The sequence below is a fragment of the Streptomyces sp. SCPE 10 genome (assembly GCF_051980735.1).
In the GTDB taxonomy this organism is placed as follows: domain Bacteria; phylum Actinomycetota; class Actinomycetes; order Streptomycetales; family Streptomycetaceae; genus Streptomyces; species Streptomyces misionensis.
This window is the reverse complement of record NZ_CP197069.1, coordinates 3084530-3101175: the sequence shown is the minus strand read 5'-3', so window position 1 is coordinate 3101175 and position 16646 is coordinate 3084530. Positions and strand designations below refer to the sequence as shown.

Here is a 16646-nt window from a genome sequence, read left to right as displayed (position 1 = left end):
CGCGGGCGGAGCCCGCTGGTCGATGCTGCGCAGGCGAGCCCCTGAACCGCATGGGTACGGGCGGTCGATCTGTGGAGGCCGTGACGGGAATCGAACCCGTGTAACTCGCTTTGCAGGCGAGCCCCTAAGCCACTCGGGCACACGGCCGTGTTGAGTTGTCGTCCGCACGGCCGTGGCGGGAATCGAACCCGTGCAACTCCCCGCGAGCGGAGCTCGCTGATGGATGCTGCGCAGGCGAGCCCCTGAGCCACTCGGGCACACGGCCGTGTTGATGGATCGACCGTAGGGCGGGGGAGCGGTGGGGCTCAAGGGGATGGCCGGGGCTGCAATGTGACTGCCACACCGCGTTCACGGGACCGGAGGGGACCAGGACCAAGGTCGTAGCGGGAGGTGGGACCACCGACAGGGGTCAATGTCGGTAGCGGGCCTTACTCTGACGGGCATGAGTGTCCTGGGATCCCGTGCCGCCGATGCCGTGGTGGAGGAAGACGTCGAGCCGGACGGCGGTGTGCTCGGCCGGTCCTACCGGGCGCTGAGCATCGGCATCGTCTCCGTCGTCCTGCTGATCGCCTTCGAGGCGACCGCCGTGGGCACCGCGATGCCCGTCGCCGCCCGTGAGCTGAACGGCGTGGCGCTGTACGCGTTCGCGTTCTCCGGGTACTTCACCACCAGCCTCTTCGGCATGGTCCTCGCCGGCCAGTGGGCCGACCGGCGCGGTCCGCTCGGGGCGCTGACCAGCGGGATCGGGGCCTTCGCGGTGGGGCTGGTGATAGCCGGCACCGCGCAGTCGATGTGGGTGTTCATCCTGGGCCGGGCCGTCCAGGGGCTCGGCGGCGGACTGGTCATCGTCGCGCTGTACGTCGTCGTCGGCCGGGCCTACCCCGAGCGGCTGCGCCCCGCGATCATGGCGGCGTTCGCGGCGAGCTGGGTCGTGCCCTCCGTGGTCGGTCCGCTCGCCTCCGGTGCCGTCACCGAGCAGCTCGGCTGGCGCTGGGTGTTCCTCGGCATCCCGGTCCTCGTGGTGTTCCCGCTGGCCCTCGCCCTGCCGCAGATACGCCGCCGGGCGTCCGGACCGGTCGACGCGGAGGCGGGCGCCGCCGCCTTCGACCGGCGGCGCGTCCGGCTCGCCCTCGGCATCTCCCTCGGCGCCGGCCTCCTCCAGTACGCCGCCCAGGACCTGCGCCCCCTCTCCCTGGTGCCCGGCGCGGCCGGTGTCGCCCTGCTGGTGCCCGCCGTCCTCGGCCTGCTGCCGCCCGGCACCTGGCGGGCCGCCCGCGGCCTGCCCGCCGTCGTCCTGCTGCGCGGGCTGTCCGCCGGGTCCTTCATCGCCGCGGAGTCCTTCGTGCCGCTGATGCTGGTCACCCAGCGCGGGCTGTCGCCGACGCTCGCCGGGTTCTCGCTGGCCGCGGGCGGCGGCACCTGGGCGCTGGGCTCCTGGGTGCAGTCCCGGCCGCGCCTGGCGCCCCACCGGGAGCGGCTGATGACCGGCGGGATGCTGCTGGTGACCGTCGCGCTGCTGGCCGCGCCGAGCGTGCTGTGGCACTCCGTGCCCGCCTGGACCGTGGCCGTCGCCTGGGCCTTCGGCTGTCTCGGCATGGGCCTGGTGATCTCCTCCACCAGCGTGCTGCTGCTGCGGCTGTCCGCGCCGGAGCAGGCGGGTGCCAACTCCGCCGCGCTCCAGATCTCCGACGGTCTCTCCAACGCCCTGCTGCTCGCCGCCACCGGTGCCGCCTTCGCCGCCCTCGGCGGCGGCACCTCCGCGACCACGACGACCACCTCCTCCCACCCCGCCGCCTTCGCCGCCGTCTTCCTGCCGATGGCGGTGGTGGCCCTGGCCGGGGCCTGGGTGACGACGCGGATGCGGACGGAAGCGCCCTGACAGCGCGCGGCGCGAGCGCCGGAGCGCGCCGGTTGTGACGTGAGTCCCACCCGGGGGCGACCCGGCCTCGTTCGGCGTCGGAGGGGAGCGCGGCGCCGGTAGGGTGGCCCGGTTGTCATACGTAGCCGACTGACCTTGACCACGGAGACCGTGACTACCACCGCTTCCTCCACCACGTCCCACCACCTTTCCCCCGCCTTCCCGGGGCGTGCGCCCTGGGGCACCGCCAGCAAGCTGCGTGCCTGGCAGCAGGGGGCGATGGAGAAGTACATCCAGGAGCAGCCGCGTGACTTCCTCGCCGTCGCCACGCCCGGCGCCGGCAAGACCACCTTCGCGCTGACGCTGGCCTCATGGCTGCTCCATCACCACGTGGTGCAGCAGGTGACCGTGGTCGCGCCCACCGAGCACCTGAAGAAGCAGTGGGCCGAGGCGGCGGCGCGCGTGGGGATCAAGCTCGACCCGGAGTACAGCGCCGGCCCGCTCGGCCGGGAGTACGACGGGGTCGCCGTCACCTACGCCGGTGTCGGCGTGCGCCCCATGCTGCACCGCAACCGCGTCGAGCAGCGCAAGACGCTGGTGATCCTGGACGAGATCCACCACGCCGGTGACTCGAAGTCCTGGGGCGAGGCCTGTCTGGAGGCGTTCGAACCGGCCACCCGGCGGCTCGCGCTGACCGGTACGCCGTTCCGCTCGGACACCAACCCGATCCCCTTCGTGACGTACGAGGAGGACAACGCGGGCATCCGCCGCTCCGCCGCCGACTACACCTACGGGTACGGCTCCGCGCTCGCCGACGGCGTCGTCCGGCCGGTCATCTTCCTCTCCTACAGCGGCAACATGCGCTGGCGCACCAAGGCCGGTGACGAGATCGCCGCCCGGCTCGGGGAGCCGATGACCAAGGACGCGGTCAGCCAGGCCTGGCGCACCGCGCTCGACCCGCGCGGCGAGTGGATGCCGAGCGTGCTGCGCGCCGCCGACCAGCGGCTCACCGAGGTCCGCAAGGCCATCCCGGACGCCGGCGCGCTGGTCATCGCCTCCGACCAGGACTCCGCCCGCGCCTACGCCAAGCTGATCCGTGAGATCACCGGTACGAAGGCCACGCTGGTGCTGTCCGACGACGCCGGCGCCTCGAAGCGCATCGACGACTTCAGCGCGAGCGAGGACCGCTGGATGGTCGCGGTGCGCATGGTGTCCGAGGGCGTCGACGTGCCGCGCCTCGCGGTCGGCGTGTACGCCACCACCATCTCCACCCCGCTGTTCTTCGCGCAGGCCGTCGGCCGCTTCGTCCGGTCCCGGCGGCGCGGCGAGACCGCCTCCGTCTTCCTGCCGACCGTCCCCGACCTGCTCACCTTCGCCAACGAGATGGAGGTGGAGCGCGACCACGCCCTCGACAAGCCGAAGAAGGAGGGCGAGGAGGACCCGTACGCCGAGTCCGAGAAGGAGATGGAGGAGGCGAACAAGGAGCAGGACGAGGACACCGGCGAGCAGGAGCAGTTCGCCTTCGAGGCGCTGGAGTCCGAGGCCGTCTTCGACCGGGTGCTCTACGACGGCGCCGAGTTCGGCATGCAGGCCCACCCGGGCAGCGAGGAGGAGCAGGACTACCTCGGCATCCCCGGGCTGCTGGAGCCGGAGCAGGTGCAGCTGCTGCTGCAGAAGCGGCAGGCCCGGCAGATCGCGCACAGCAAGAAGAAGCCGGACACCGAGGCCGACCTGCTGGAGCTGCCGGCCGAGCGGCGCCCGGTGGTCAGCCACAAGGAGATGATGGAGCTGCGCAAGCGGCTCAACACCCTGGTCGGCGCGTACGTCCACCAGAGCGGCAAGCCGCACGGGGTGATCCACACCGAGCTGCGCCGGGTGTGCGGCGGGCCGCCGAGCGCGGAGGCCACCGCCGGACAGCTCAAGCAGCGCATCGCCAAGGTGCAGGAGTGGGCGACGCGGATGCGCTGAGGACCGGGCGGGCGGGGGTGACGCTGCCGTACGTATACGGACGAATACCGTCAGCCCGCCTGGGTCCTTGACCGGATTCTGGACCAAGACTTCCGCTCAGCGAACCCCCTTCGCTACTGTCCCGCTACGCATACGCCCCGTGGCAGCGCCGCCGCGGAGCGCAGCCGTGAAAGCGACAGGGTCCGGAGCCGCCGGGCCGTCCTGCCGATCGGCGGCCTCTGGAGCGCGTCGCCGACGGGACTCGGTGACGCATCGTCCGCTCGGGGGCCCGCCGACCTCACCGCCGAAGGAGTGGGGGTCGTGACCGCGGAGACCTCTCAGACGCTCGACCGGGGACTGCGGGTCCTCAAGCTGCTCGCCGACACCGACCACGGGCTGACCGTCACCGAGCTGTCCAACAAACTGGGCGTGAACCGGACCGTGGTGTACCGGTTGCTCGCCACGCTGGAGCAGCACGCCCTCGTCCGGCGCGACCTCGGCGGACGCGCCCGGGTCGGGCTCGGGGTGCTGAGGCTGGGGCGGCAGGTGCACCCGCTGGTGCGGGAGGCCGCGCTGCCCGCGCTGCGCTCGCTGGCCGAGGACATAGGGGCCACGGCGCATCTGACCCTGGTCGACGGCACGGAGGCGCTGGCCGTGGCGGTGGTCGAACCGACCTGGACCGACTACCACGTGGCCTACCGCGCGGGCTTCCGGCATCCGCTGGACCGCGGCGCCGCGGGCCGGGCCATCCTCGCGGCCCGTCGCGCCCCCTCCGCCGAGCCCTCCTGCACTCTGACCCGGGGGGAGCTGGAGACGGGGGCGTGCGGTGCGGCGGCACCGCTGGTGGGGGTGACCGGGGTGGAGGGCAGCGTCGGCGTCGTCATGCTCGCGGAGTCCGTGCCGGAGCGGGTGGGCCCCCGGGTGGTGGACGCGGCGCGGGAGGTGGCGGAGGCGCTGCGGTGAGCGCCCCGGCGGCCGCGGCGGCGCCGCGCGTACCACGTCACGTAAATTGAACCCGTGCTCTCACGTCTCACGCGCCGCCAAGCCCTCACCGTGTGCGCCCTCCCGGTCGTCGCGCTGTTCGCCACGGCGGTGTTCGCGCCGCTGCCGTTCTCCGTGGCGCAGCCGGGGCTGACGGCGAACGTGCTCGGGGCGAACAAGGGCACCCAGGTGATCACGGTCGACGGCGCGCGGACGCGCGGGCCGAGCGGTCAGCTGCGGATGGTCACCATCGAGGCGACCGGCCCCGACGCCCGGGTCTCGCTCGGCGACGTGATCGGCAACTGGTTCCGCGCCGACCGTGCCGTGATGCCCCGTGACGCGGTCTACCCGACCGGTGACACCCTCAAGGAGATCGAGCAGCACAACACGGCGCAGATGCGGCAGTCGCAGGACGCGGCGACCAGCGCGGCGCTGAAGTACCTCGACCTGAGCCCCGACAAGGTCAGGGTCACCCTGAAGCTCGCCGACGTGGGCGGCCCGAGCGCGGGCCTGCTGTTCTCCCTGGGCATCATCGACAAGCTGCACGGCGACGGTCACGGCGGCGATCTCACCGGTGGTCGCACCATCGCCGGTACGGGCACGATCGACGAGGCCGGCCGGGTCGGCGCGGTCGGCGGCGTGGCCCTGAAGACGCAGGCCGCCCGGCGCGACGGCGCCACCGTCTTCCTGGTGCCGAAGGCCGAGTGCGCCGACGCGAAGGCCGAACTGCCCAAGGGGCTGCGCCTGGTCCCGGTGACCACGCTGAAGGGCGCGGTCGACTCCCTGGTCTCCCTGGAGAAGGGCACGGGCTCGGTACCGAGCTGTTAGGGGCGGCGCCCGGACGGCAGTCGGCGCGCCGGCCGCGGACGCCGACTCCCGCCCGCGCGGCTCCCGTTACCCCTCCTCCTGCGCCGCCTGCTCCACCAGCGGGATGACCCGCAGCGGCACCGGGTTCTCCATCACGATCGCCGTGGAGGCGCGCACGATGCCCTCGAAGCCGACGACCCGGTCGATCACCCGCTGGAGGTCGGCGTTGGAGCGGGCGACCAGGCGGCAGAGCATGTCGCCGCTGCCCGTGGTGGTGAGCAGTTCCAGCACCTCCGGCACCGTCGCCAGGTAGGCGCGCACGTCCGCCCCCTGGCCCTGCCGGATCTGGAGCGTGGCGAACGCGGTGACCGGATAGCCGAGGGCCGCCGGGTCCACCTGCGGGCCGAAGCCGCGGATGACGCCGTTCGACTGGAGCCGGTCGAGGCGGGCCTGCACGGTGCCCCGGGCGACCCCGAGCCGCCGGGACATCTCCAGCACGCCGATGCGCGGCTCGCGCGCCAGCAGCACGATGATCCGCCCGTCCAGATGATCGATCGCCACGGCCCCTCCCGGGGTGGTCATCCTGTACAGAAAGTCCGGCCGGTGGGCCGTTCCGCCTAACAAATTGCCCAGTGAATACGCGAACTATTGCGCACCTTGCAGAGTCCGGTCACCCTTCCGCTATGACGCAGACCACACAGCACACTCCCGACACGACCGCCCGGCAGGACGACCCCTTCCCGGTCAAGGGAATGGACGCGGTCGTCTTCGCCGTGGGCAACGCCAAGCAGGCGGCGCACTACTACTCCTCCGCCTTCGGCATGAAGCTGGTCGCCTACTCCGGACCGGAGAACGGCAGCCGCGAGACCGCCAGCTACGTCCTGGAGAACGGCTCCGCCCGGTTCGTCTTCACCTCGGTGATCAAGCAGAGCAGCGACTGGGGCCGCTTCATCGACCGGCATGTGGCCGAGCACGGCGACGGCGTCATCGACCTGGCCATCGAGGTCCCGGACGCCCGCGCCGCGTACGAGTACGCCATCGCGCAGGGCGCGCGCTCCATCGAGGAGCCGTACGAGGTCAAGGACGAGCACGGCACCGTGGTGCTCGCCGCCATCGCCACCTACGGCGAGACCCGCCACACCCTGGTGGAGCGCTCCGGCTACGACGGTCCCTACCTCCCCGGCTACGTGGCCGCCCAGCCGATCGTGCCGCAGCCCGAGCACCGCACCTTCCAGGCGATCGACCACTGCGTCGGCAACGTGGAACTCGGCAGGATGAACGAGTGGGTCGGGTTCTACAACAAGGTCATGGGCTTCACGAACATGAAGGAGTTCGTGGGCGACGACATCGCCACCGAGTACAGCGCGCTGATGTCGAAGGTCGTCGCGGACGGCACCCTGAAGGTGAAGTTCCCGCTCAACGAGCCCGCGATCGCCAAGAAGAAGTCGCAGATCGACGAGTACCTGGAGTTCTACGGCGGTCCCGGCGTCCAGCACATCGCGCTGAACACCAACGACATCGTGCAGACCGTCCGCACCATGCGCGCGGCCGGCGTCGAGTTCCTGAACACCCCGGATTCGTACTACGACACGCTGGGCGAGTGGGTCGGTGACACCCGGGTGCCCGTGGAGACCCTGCGCGAGCTGAAGATCCTCGCCGACCGCGACGAGGACGGCTACCTGCTCCAGATCTTCACCAAGCCGGTCCAGGACCGGCCGACGGTGTTCTTCGAACTGATCGAGCGGCACGGCTCGATGGGCTTCGGCAAGGGCAACTTCAAGGCCCTGTTCGAGGCGATCGAGCGCGAGCAGGCCAAGCGCGGCAACCTCTGAGCCACAGCCGAGGAACGGGGGCCCGGCACTCCACGTGCCGGGCTCCCGCCCACGTCTCAGCCAGGCACTTCCACATCCTCCGGTTCGCCCAGCGCCGCGAGCGCCGACCTGGCCTGCGGGGCCCACAGGGGCGAGAAGGACGGGTTGATGCGCAGGGCCTCCTGGAGGCTGCGGCGCGCGGGCCCCTCCAGCTCCAGCGCGGCCTCGATCGCGCCCCGGTGGTAGGCGTACAGCGCGCTGCGCAGGCCGCCGCCCTTCGTGCCGTCCGTCGCGGTCGTGGCGTACCGAAGGGCCTCGTCGTCCTCGCCGACCCGGTGCAGCGCCCAGCCGAGCGCGTCGGCCACCTCGATCCCGGGCTGGCGGTCGTACTCGGCGCGCAGCCGCTCCACGGCGTCCGCCGCGTCCCCGTGGTCGGCCTCGTACCGGCCGAGCACCAGCTCGTCGTCGACCCCGCCCGCCGTCTCCCGCTTCGCCAGCTCGGCCACCTGGTCGTAACTCTGCCGGGCCTGCGCGGTCCGGCCCAGCGACTCGTACAGCTCGCCCAGCTCCAGGGCGTCGCGCGGGTCGGCCCGACGGTCGAGGGCCGCCCGGTACGCGGTCACCGCCTCGGCCGGCCGCCCCAGCGCCGCCAGCGCCCGCGCCCGTCCGGACGGCGCCGCCTGCTGGTCCGCGTCCAGCCGCAGCGCCTCCTCGTAGTGGCGCAGCGCGTCCTGCGCGTCGCCCCGCTCGAAGGCCAGCTCGCCGAGCTGGGACAGGTAGGCGGCCTGCTGGGCGGGGGAGCCGGCGGCGGCCGCCGCGTCGCTGAGCTGGGCCACCGCGTCCTCGCGCCAGCCCCGGCTCCGGTAGACCGCCGCGGCCTGCGCCATCACGGCGGGCCGTTCGGCCGGCGCGGGCTTCAGCGCCATCAGCTTCTCCAGGGCGGTGCCGACGGATTCGTAGTCGCCGAGCCCGTTGTACGCCTCGATCAGCGGCGCGTACGAGGTCCACCGCTTCGGCGCCAGCTCCTGCGCCTGCTCGCCGTATCGTTTCGCCTCCGCGAAGTCCCGGCGTGCCAGCGCCAGCGCGGCCATCCCGTCCAGCGCCTGGAGGTTCTGCTCCTCGTCCACCACCTGGAGCGAGGTCTGCAAGGCCTGCTCCGCCCTCGGGAAGTCCGCGGCCCGCGCCGTACGGCGGCCCCGTTCGACGTACGCCGTGCCCAGCACCGCCCACGCCTTCGCGTCCTGCGGCTGCGCCCGCACCCGCTGCTCCTGCTGCCCGATGAGCGCGGTCAGGGCGGGCAGCGCGGCCGGCACCCCGGAGGTCACCGCGGTCAGCGCCTGCGCCGCCTGCGCCGGGGCGCGCACCGGCGCCCGGTGGGCCCGCGGCCCCGCGGCGGGCGGACTCGCGGCCCCGGACCGCAGCCCTGGCCACACCGCCAGCACCGCGCCCGCGACCAGCCCGCCGGTCAGCGCGGTCACCAGCACCCGCCGCAGCAGTCGCCGGGAACGGCGCGGCGTGGAGGGCTCGCTCATCAGGGACGTACCCGGCTCGCTCACTCGGTTGTCCATGGCGCTCACTGTGCGTCAGTACGACAAGAAGATCGCGCCGGGTGAGGCAGGAGGCTGACGGGGTTCACACCGATGGCTGTGAGTGCGAACCTGTGATCATGAGCCGCATCGAAGCGCACCGCGATGGAGCGGGCGCAGCAACCGGTAGCCTCACCGACCGGCTCCTGGCCGGCCTGCCCGCCGAGGCCGTCCTGACCGACTCGGACGTCACGGCCTCCTACGCCCACGACATGGCCAGCTTCTGCCCCGCCGGGGCCCCGGCCGTCGTGGTCCTGCCGCGCACCGTGGAACAGGTGCAGCACGTCATGCGCACCGCCACCGAACTGCGCGTCCCCGTCGTCCCGCAGGGCGCCCGCAGCGGCCTGTCCGGCGCCGCCAACGCCTCGGACGGCTGCATCGTGCTGTCCCTCGTCAAAATGGACCGCATCCTGGAGATCAACCCCGTCGACCGGGTCGCCGTGGTCGAACCGGGCGTGATCAACGCGGCCCTCTCCCGAGCCGTCGAGGAACACGGCCTGTACTACCCGCCGGACCCGTCCAGCTGGGAGATGTGCACCATCGGGGGCAACATCGGCACCGGCTCCGGCGGCCTGTGCTGTGTGAAGTACGGGGTGACCGCCGAGTACGTCCTCGGCCTGGACGTCGTCCTCGCCGACGGCCGTCTGATGTCCACCGGCCGCCGCACCGCCAAGGGCGTCGCCGGCTACGACCTCACCCGCCTGTTCGTCGGCTCCGAGGGCTCCCTCGGCATCGTCGTCCGCGCGGTCCTCGCCCTCAAGCCCAAGCCGCCCGGACAGCTCGTGATGGCCGCCGAGTTCGCCTCCGCCACGGCCGCCTGCGATGCCGTCTGCCACATCATGGAGCGGGGCCACCTGCCTTCCCTGCTCGAACTGATGGACCGTACGACGGTCAAGGCGGTCAACGCCATGGCCCGCATGGGCCTGCCGGAGACCACCGAGGCGCTGCTGCTCGCCGCCTTCGACACCCCCGACCCGGCCACCGACCTCGCCGCCGTCGGCGCCCTGTGCGAGGCGGCCGGCGCCACCCAGGTGGTCCCGGCCGAGGACGCGGCCGAGTCCGAGATGCTGCTCAAGGCCCGGCGGCTCTCGCTGCCCGCGCTGGAGGCGGTCAAGGGCACCACGATGATCGACGACGTGTGCGTCCCGCGCTCCCAACTCGGCGCCATGCTGGAGGGCATCGAACGGATCGCCGCCAAGTACGGTCTGACGATCGGCGTCTGCGCGCACGCGGGCGACGGCAACACCCATCCCACCGTCTGCTTCGACGCCCAGGACGAGGACGAGTCCCGGCGGGCCCGCGAGTCCTTCGACGAGATCATGGCCCTGGGCCTGGAACTCGGCGGCACCATCACCGGCGAACACGGCGTCGGAGTACTGAAGAAGGAGTGGCTGGCGCGGGAGATCGGGTCCGTCGGCGTGGAGATGCAGCGGGGCGTCAAGGCCGTGTTCGACCCGCTCGGCATCCTCAACCCCGGCAAGCTCTTCTGACGGCGCCCGGCCCCGGGCGACGGGGGACCGGGTCACCGGGCGAGCAGCTGGTCGAGCGCGTCGTCGATGCCGAGCTGCCCGCCCTCCGTCCCCGGCGGGACCGCGCGCAGCGTCCGCTCCAGCCAGGCCGACACCTGCGGGGTCGGCGCCTCCAGCAGCGCGTCCCCGTCGGGCGAACTCAGCGCCATCAGCACCACGCTGCGCCCGTCCGCCTTCGTCGGCCACACCCGCACGTCCCCGTGCCCGCACGGCCGGAACACCCCCTCCACCAGCAGCTCGCGGGCGAACGTCCAGTGCACCGGGTGCTCGGAGTTGATGTGGAAGACGATGTGGACGGCGTACGGATCGTCGCACCGGTAGGCGAGCAGGGCCGGGACCGGGATGCTCCGCTCGGGCGACAGGATCAGCTTGAGTTCGAGTTCCCGCTCCACCACCGTGTGCTGCATGACCTGGGTTCCTTGTCTGTCGGGGGACGTGCGCGGGGCCGCGGGGCGCGGGCCCGTACCAGGGGAGAGGGGGCGGCCGCGCGGGCATTACGCGGGTTCGGGGAAATTTTTTTCGGCCCGGCGTACCGGACGCGCCCCGCGTTGCCCGGAAGGAGTGGGTCCTGCGGGACTGGCGGTGGCCGGTGCCCGCGTCTGATAGATGTGGGAGGCCCATCCCACCCACGAGCAGATACGGGACGACGGACATGAGCGCCCCAACCCCGGCCCCAGGTGACGACAGGCCCCGCGAGGGCTACTACCCGGACCCGTCCATCCCCGGCTACGTCCGGTACTGGAACGGCACCGCCTGGGTGCCCGGCACCAGCCGCCCCGCCCCCAAGGACGGCGAACCGCTCAGCCCACCCCCCGGCGTCACCCCCGCCGTGGAGGAGACGGGCCCCCACTTCTTCGACGAGGAACCCGGCGGCCCGGCCGCCTCGGGACCGGCGGTCACGGGGAACTCCCCGGGGCCGGCGGCGGATTCGGGGACGCCCGGCCCGTGGCCGGCGGCGGGCGAAACGGGCGCGGCCACCGCCGATGGCACGCCCGGCCGGGAAGCGGAACGGGCGGACGAGGCCCGGCAGTCGGGGCAGGCCCAGTGGGGTGGGGCCGGGGTGCCCGGGCAGGCCCGGCAGTCCTGGCAGCAGGAGGCCGCCGCTCCCCGGCAGACTCCCGCCGGCCCCTCCGTGCCCGCGCAGGGCGGTGCCGCCGGCACCCGGGGCGCCGATCCGCGCGTGGCGCCCGGTCCGGCGCGGCCCGAGGGCCGGGCGGCCGGCGGCGACGGCACCGCGACCATCCCGCCGACCGGGAGCGAGGCCCCGGATCCCGGCACCTTCGTCTTCCGGCGGCCGGTCACGGAACCCGCGGCCGCGCGCACGGACGACGGCACCATGACGATCCGTCCGGTGCCGCCGCACCAGGGCGCCGCGCCCGGCTTCGGCACCCAGGGCCCGGTCGCCGCGCCCACCCCCGCCACGCCCGCGCCCGCCCGGCAATCCCCGCCCTCCGGCCCGGGCTTCGGCGCCGTGCAGACACCCCAGGCCCAAGCCCCGCAGGTCCAAGTCCCGCAGGTCCAAGTCCCGCAGGTCCAGGCATCGCAGGCCCAAGTCCCGCAGGTCCAGGCACCGCAGCCCCAGCCGCCCCAGACCCGGCAGCCCGCGCCCGCGTCCCCGCAGATGCCGCAGCAGGCGGGCGGCCAGGCGTCCTGGGCGCAGCAGGTGCACCAGCTCGCCGGCGGTGCGGACGAGCTGCCCGTGGCGCCGTGGAAGCCGCCGGTGGAGGACCCCTTCCAGGCGGCGGCGCGCAGACAGGCCGCCGCCCGCCCCGCCGGACTGGGCAAGCGGTTCGCGGCCCGGCTGATCGACAGTGTGGTCGTGGGCGCCGTGACCGCCGCCGCGGCCGTGCCGCTCGGCGTCCGGGCCGTCGACCACATCCGGCAGAAGATCGACGCGGCCCGGCTGTCCGGGCACGAGGTCACCGTCTGGCTGCTCGACGGCTCGACCGGCACCAGCCTCGCCGTCGTGCTCGCCGTGCTGCTGCTGGCCGGCGTGGTCTACGAGGTGCTGCCCACCGTCAAGTGGGGTCGCACCCTCGGCAAGAAGCTGTGCGGCCTGGAGGTCCGGGACATCGAGGCGCACGAGCCGCCGACCTTCGCCCCGGCGCTGCGCCGCTGGCTCGTCTACAGCGTTCCCGGGCTGCTCGGCATCGGGATCGTGGGCGTGCTGTGGTGCCTGTTCGACCGGCCCTGGCACCAATGCTGGCACGACAAGGCGGCCCACACCTTCGTCGCGGGCTGAGCCGGGACCGGGGCGCGGCACCGGCTCAGGTACCGGGCCGGACCCCGGGACCGGCCGTCCCTCGTACGGCCGTCCGCCGGATGCGGAGCCGGGGCGTTCGCGATCCACTCGGGCCATGAGCAGCGCACCGCCCCCCGGCTCCGGAGAGCCGCCACCCGAGGACGACCCGTTCAGGAAGCCGCCCCCGTCGGAGCGGGGGCCGGGCTCACCGTACGACCGCCCGCCGGACGGCGGCGGCCAGTACCCCCCGCCCTACGGCGGCAGCGAGCCCCCGCCCTCCGGCGGCCCCTACGGGCAGGGCCCCTACGGCGGTGGCCCCTACGGCGGTGGCCCCTACGGCGGTGGCCCCTACGGTGGCGGCCCCTACGGCGGTGGCCCCTACGGAGCCGGTCCGTCCGGCCCCGGCGGCCGTCCCGCCGACCCCCTCGCCGGCATGCCCCCGCTCGCCGACAGCGCCAAGCGGACACTCGCCCGCATCATCGACATGATCCTGGTCGGGATCGTCGTCTACCTGCTCACCTGGGCGTTCAACGTGCGCGAGTACGAGGTGAACGGCGACCGCGTCGACGCCGCCCGCTCGCTCGGCCAGTCCGTCATCGCCGCCGTCCTCTACATCGCCTACGACACCTTCCTGACCCACAAGACCGGCCAGACGCTCGGCAAGAAGTGGCTGCGCATGCGGGTGGCCAACCTGTCCGACGGCGCCACCCCCAGCACCCGGACCTCACTGCTGCGGGCCCTCGTGCTGTGGCTGCCGTTCGCCTTCTGCTGCGCCTGCGTCTGGACCGTGATCTGCGGCGGCTGGAGCTTCTTCGACCGGCCCTACAAGCAGGGCCTGCACGACAAGGCGGCCAAAACGGTGGTGGTCAGCACCGACTGAACGCCGCCGCACCGGCCGGTGTCACAGGGCCGTCGGGACGCGCCGCTCCTCCGGAGCCGCCCCGGCGGCCTCTTCCGTGTCCCGCGCCCCCGGCGCCGGCACCGTCATCGCGACCAGCAGTCCGAGCGCGAGCGCGGCGAGGGCGATGACGGCGATGCCGGCCCCCGAACTCGTCTGGGACAGCAGCAGCATGGCGAGGGTCGAGAAGACCACGGTGCACGCACCGTAGGCGAGCTGGGCGACGGTCGGACGAGGCATGGCAATCGTGTCCTCGGAAGTCTTGGTGATCGGATGACCGGGTGATCGGGTGCCGTTCGACGCTCTTCTCTCCCCGCCTGCATGCCCGAGCGGACACCTCGGTAAGCGTGACCTAACCCACGGTGCCGATGCACGGGGGGCGCACAGGAAGCACGCCCCGCCTAAAGCGGCCGTCAACTCCGCATAGTCCACCAGACCTTACCGAGTCAAGATCTGTCTTTTCTTCTAAACCTCTAGTCAAATGTCGTCACTTGAACACGCGCTTGTCATGCGCGCACGGACTTCCGATCACGGGAACCCCCTGTCCGCGCGCGGGGCGCAGGGGAGGAACTCAAGTGACCAGCAGATCCTGGACGTTCAGAGCGGCCGCGATCGGTGTGACGCTCGCGGCGGCCTCCGCCACGTTCGCCACCTTCGCCGTCGCGGAGGCGAGCACCCAGACCGGGGCCGGCGCCGTACACCGGCACGACCCGGCCCCGGTGCGGCAGCAGGCCCACGACCTGGACGGCCCGCTGAGCAAGACGCAGAAGGCGCAGCGCGCCGAGGCCCTCAACCAGGTCATCGCGGGCAAGGCCGCCGCGCAGGAGCGCGACGGCTCCAAGGTCGTCAAGCTCAAGAGCGGCAAGGGCAAGAGCAAGTACGTCGAGCTGAGCCGCGAGAAGACCGACAAGATCTTCACCATCCTGGTGGAGTTCGGCGACCAGACCGATGCCAAGTACGGCGGCACCCCCGGCCCGCTGCACAACACGATCGCCGCGCCGGACCGCAAGCTCGACAACTCCACGGCCTGGCAGCAGGACTACAACCAGAAGCACTTCCAGGACCTGTACTTCGGCACCGGCAAGAACACCGAGTCGCTGAAGAAGTACTACGAGAAGCAGTCCTCGGGCCGCTACTCGGTGGACGGCGAGGTCTCCGACTGGGTCAAGGTCCCCTACAACGAGGCCCGTTACGGCAACAACGCCTGCGGCTCCACCAACTGCACCAGCGTGTGGAACGTCGTCAAGGACGGTCTGAACGCCTGGGTCGCCCAGCAGAAGGCGGCCGGCAAGTCCGACGCCGACATCAAGGCGGACCTGGCCCAGTACGACCAGTGGGACCGCTACGACTACGACGGCGACGGCGACTTCAACGAGCCCGACGGCTACATCGACCACTTCCAGCTGGTGCACGCCGGCGAGGACGAGTCCGCGGGCGGCGGCGTCCAGGGCACCGACGCGATCTGGGCCCACCGCTGGTACGCCTTCGGCACCGACGCGGGCGCCACCGGCCCCACGGACAACAAGCTGGGCGGCGCGCCGGTCGGCGACACCGGCATCTGGGTCGGCGACTACACCATCCAGCCGGAGAACGGCGGCCTCGGCGTCTTCGCGCACGAGTACGGCCACGACCTCGGCCTGCCGGACGAGTACGACACCGACGGCGGCGACAACTCCACCGGCTTCTGGACCCTGATGTCCTCCGGTTCCTGGCTCGGCACCGGCAAGGAAGCCATCGGCGACCTGCCCGGCGACATGAACGCCTGGGACAAGCTCCAGCTGGGCTGGCTGAACTACGACACCGCCAAGGCCGGCACCAAGTCCTCGCACAAGCTGGGCGTCGCCGAGTACAACACCAAGAACAAGCAGGGCCTGGTGGTCAGCCTGCCCGACAAGGCGGTCACCACCACCATCAACGAGCCGGCCCAGGGCGCCACCCAGTGGTGGAGCGGCAGCGGCAACGACCTGAAGAACACGCTGACCCGGGACGTCGACCTCACCGGCAAGTCCTCGGCCACCCTGTCGCTCGACGGCTGGTGGGCCATCGAGGCCGACTACGACTACCTCTACACCGAGGTGTCCACCGACGGCGGCGCCAAGTGGACGGCCGTGGACGGCACGGCGGACGGCAAGGCCATCCCGCGTGACGCCAGCGGCGCGCCCGCGCTGACCGGCTTCTCGGAGAAGAACCAGAAGCTGTCCTTCGACCTGAGCGCGTACGCCGGGCAGAAGATCCAGCTCCGCTTCCGCTACGTCACCGACGGCGGCGTCGCGGAGAACGGCTTCACCGCCGACGAGATCACCCTGACCGCCGACGGCACCCCGCTCTTCTCGGACAACGCCGAGACGGCGGACGCCGCCTGGACCGCGAGCGGCTTCTCCCGCATCGGGGCGTCCTTCACCAAGGACTACCCGCAGTACTACATCGCCGAGAACCGGCAGTACGTGTCGTACGACACCACGCTCAAGACCGGCCCGTACAACTTCGGTTCCGCGGCGCGGCCCGACTGGGTGGAGCACTACCCGTACCAGAACGGCCTGTTGATCTGGAAGTGGGACACCTCCCAGGCCGACAACAACACCAACGTGAACGACCACCCGGGCAGCGGTCTGATCCTCCCGGTCGACTCCCACCCGACGGCGCTGCGGTGGGCCGACGGCACGCTGCTGCGCAACCGGATGCAGGCGTACGACTCGCCCTTCAGCCTCTACGGCACGGACGGCATCACGCTGCACAAGGCGGACGTCGCGACGAAGATCAAGCCGTCCAAGGGCGTCTCGGTCTTCAACGACCACGCGAGCACGTACTACGACCCGGCGAACCCGAGCGGTGCGGTGAAGGTAACTGACACCAACACCAAGATCTCGATCGTCCACGAGGCCAAGGACGGCTCGACGATCTCCGTCAAGGTCGGGCCCGCGGTGAAGTAGTCCGAATCTTCGCAGGTCAGACACGTATCGGCGGCAACCCCTTGGCGGGTTGCCGCC

The 16646-nt window shown here is 72.3% G+C and carries 13 protein-coding genes and 2 tRNA genes; 9 read left to right on the top strand and 6 right to left on the bottom strand.

The window, feature by feature from the left end; all coding sequences use genetic code 11:
* Positions 1–72: 72 nt before the first annotated feature.
* Positions 73–147: transfer RNA gene (locus ACSP97_RS14560), tRNA-Cys, on the bottom strand.
* A gap of 20 nt (positions 148–167) precedes the next feature.
* Positions 168–265: transfer RNA gene (locus ACSP97_RS14555), tRNA-OTHER, on the bottom strand.
* Between the two features lie 177 nt (positions 266–442).
* On the opposite strand from ACSP97_RS14555, the gene ACSP97_RS14550 reads away from it, so the two are divergent.
* From ACSP97_RS14550 to ACSP97_RS14535, 4 genes are all read left to right on the top strand, one after another.
* Positions 443–1879, top strand: a complete 1437-nt coding sequence (locus tag ACSP97_RS14550) for an MFS transporter (RefSeq protein ID WP_355153512.1) — start codon at positions 443–445, stop codon at positions 1877–1879.
* A gap of 150 nt (positions 1880–2029) precedes the next feature.
* Positions 2030–3826, top strand: a complete 1797-nt coding sequence (locus ACSP97_RS14545; RefSeq protein WP_355324987.1) for a DEAD/DEAH box helicase — start codon at positions 2030–2032, stop codon at positions 3824–3826.
* Between the two features lie 300 nt (positions 3827–4126).
* Positions 4127–4768, top strand: a complete 642-nt coding sequence (locus ACSP97_RS14540; RefSeq protein ID WP_355153508.1) for an IclR family transcriptional regulator — start codon at positions 4127–4129, stop codon at positions 4766–4768.
* Positions 4769–4822: 54 nt separating this feature from the next.
* Positions 4823–5614, top strand: a complete 792-nt coding sequence (locus ACSP97_RS14535; protein ID WP_355153506.1) for a S16 family serine protease — start codon at positions 4823–4825, stop codon at positions 5612–5614.
* A 66-nt stretch (positions 5615–5680) separates the two neighbouring features.
* On the opposite strand, the gene ACSP97_RS14530 is transcribed toward ACSP97_RS14535, so the two are convergent.
* Complete coding sequence (locus ACSP97_RS14530) at positions 5681–6154, bottom strand: Lrp/AsnC family transcriptional regulator (protein ID WP_355153504.1); 474 nt, start codon at positions 6152–6154, stop codon at positions 5681–5683.
* 122 nt (positions 6155–6276) lie between these two features.
* Between ACSP97_RS14530 and hppD the strand changes: the two genes are divergently transcribed.
* Positions 6277–7425, top strand: coding sequence for a 4-hydroxyphenylpyruvate dioxygenase (gene hppD / locus ACSP97_RS14525; protein WP_355153502.1), 1149 nt, complete (start codon positions 6277–6279; stop codon positions 7423–7425).
* Between the two features lie 56 nt (positions 7426–7481).
* Here the strand turns inward: hppD and ACSP97_RS14520 are convergent, their stop codons facing one another.
* On the bottom strand, positions 7482–8972 hold the full coding sequence (locus ACSP97_RS14520) for a tetratricopeptide repeat protein (protein ID WP_364732988.1): 1491 nt from the start codon (positions 8970–8972) through the stop codon (positions 7482–7484).
* Positions 8973–9064: 92 nt separating this feature from the next.
* Here ACSP97_RS14520 and ACSP97_RS14515 point away from each other — a divergent pair, with 92 nt between their 5' ends.
* Positions 9065–10480, top strand: a complete 1416-nt coding sequence (locus ACSP97_RS14515) for an FAD-binding oxidoreductase (RefSeq protein ID WP_440557825.1) — start codon at positions 9065–9067, stop codon at positions 10478–10480.
* A gap of 32 nt (positions 10481–10512) precedes the next feature.
* Here ACSP97_RS14515 and ACSP97_RS14510 read toward each other — a convergent pair whose 3' ends face one another.
* Positions 10513–10926: an SsgA family sporulation/cell division regulator gene (locus ACSP97_RS14510; protein ID WP_355153483.1), complete on the bottom strand. Its 414-nt coding sequence runs from the start codon at positions 10924–10926 to the stop codon at positions 10513–10515.
* A gap of 245 nt (positions 10927–11171) precedes the next feature.
* On the opposite strand from ACSP97_RS14510, the gene ACSP97_RS14505 reads away from it, so the two are divergent.
* Together ACSP97_RS14505 and ACSP97_RS14500 are read left to right on the top strand one after the other, a co-directional pair.
* Positions 11172–12761: an RDD family protein gene (locus ACSP97_RS14505; protein WP_440557823.1), complete on the top strand. Its 1590-nt coding sequence runs from the start codon at positions 11172–11174 to the stop codon at positions 12759–12761.
* Between the two features lie 115 nt (positions 12762–12876).
* Entirely contained in the window at positions 12877–13641 is a 765-nt protein-coding gene (locus ACSP97_RS14500) for an RDD family protein (protein WP_440557821.1), read from the top strand.
* Between the two features lie 21 nt (positions 13642–13662).
* On the opposite strand, the gene ACSP97_RS14495 is transcribed toward ACSP97_RS14500, so the two are convergent.
* Positions 13663–13899, bottom strand: a complete 237-nt coding sequence (locus ACSP97_RS14495) for a hypothetical protein (protein ID WP_355153477.1) — start codon at positions 13897–13899, stop codon at positions 13663–13665.
* 335 nt (positions 13900–14234) lie between these two features.
* On the opposite strand from ACSP97_RS14495, the gene ACSP97_RS14490 reads away from it, so the two are divergent.
* The gene (locus tag ACSP97_RS14490; protein WP_391870144.1) at positions 14235–16589 is read left to right on the top strand and encodes an immune inhibitor A domain-containing protein; all 2355 of its coding nucleotides are present in this window, start codon (positions 14235–14237) and stop codon (positions 16587–16589) included.
* Positions 16590–16646 lie beyond the last annotated feature (57 nt).

Excerpts from the sequence above, each read along its gene's own strand:
- ACSP97_RS14550 (WP_355153512.1), top strand. The coding sequence starts at position 443 with ATGAGTGTCCTGGGATCCCGTGCCGCCGATGCCGTGGTGGAGGAAGAC.
- ACSP97_RS14510 (WP_355153483.1), bottom strand. The coding sequence starts at position 10,926 with ATGCAGCACACGGTGGTGGAGCGGGAACTCGAACTCAAGCTGATCCTG.
- ACSP97_RS14495 (WP_355153477.1), bottom strand. The coding sequence starts at position 13,899 with ATGCCTCGTCCGACCGTCGCCCAGCTCGCCTACGGTGCGTGCACCGTG.
- ACSP97_RS14520 (WP_364732988.1), bottom strand. The coding sequence starts at position 8,972 with ATGGACAACCGAGTGAGCGAGCCGGGTACGTCCCTGATGAGCGAGCCC.
- hppD (WP_355153502.1), top strand. The coding sequence starts at position 6,277 with ATGACGCAGACCACACAGCACACTCCCGACACGACCGCCCGGCAGGAC.
- ACSP97_RS14505 (WP_440557823.1), top strand. The coding sequence starts at position 11,172 with ATGAGCGCCCCAACCCCGGCCCCAGGTGACGACAGGCCCCGCGAGGGC.
- ACSP97_RS14500 (WP_440557821.1), top strand. The coding sequence starts at position 12,877 with ATGAGCAGCGCACCGCCCCCCGGCTCCGGAGAGCCGCCACCCGAGGAC.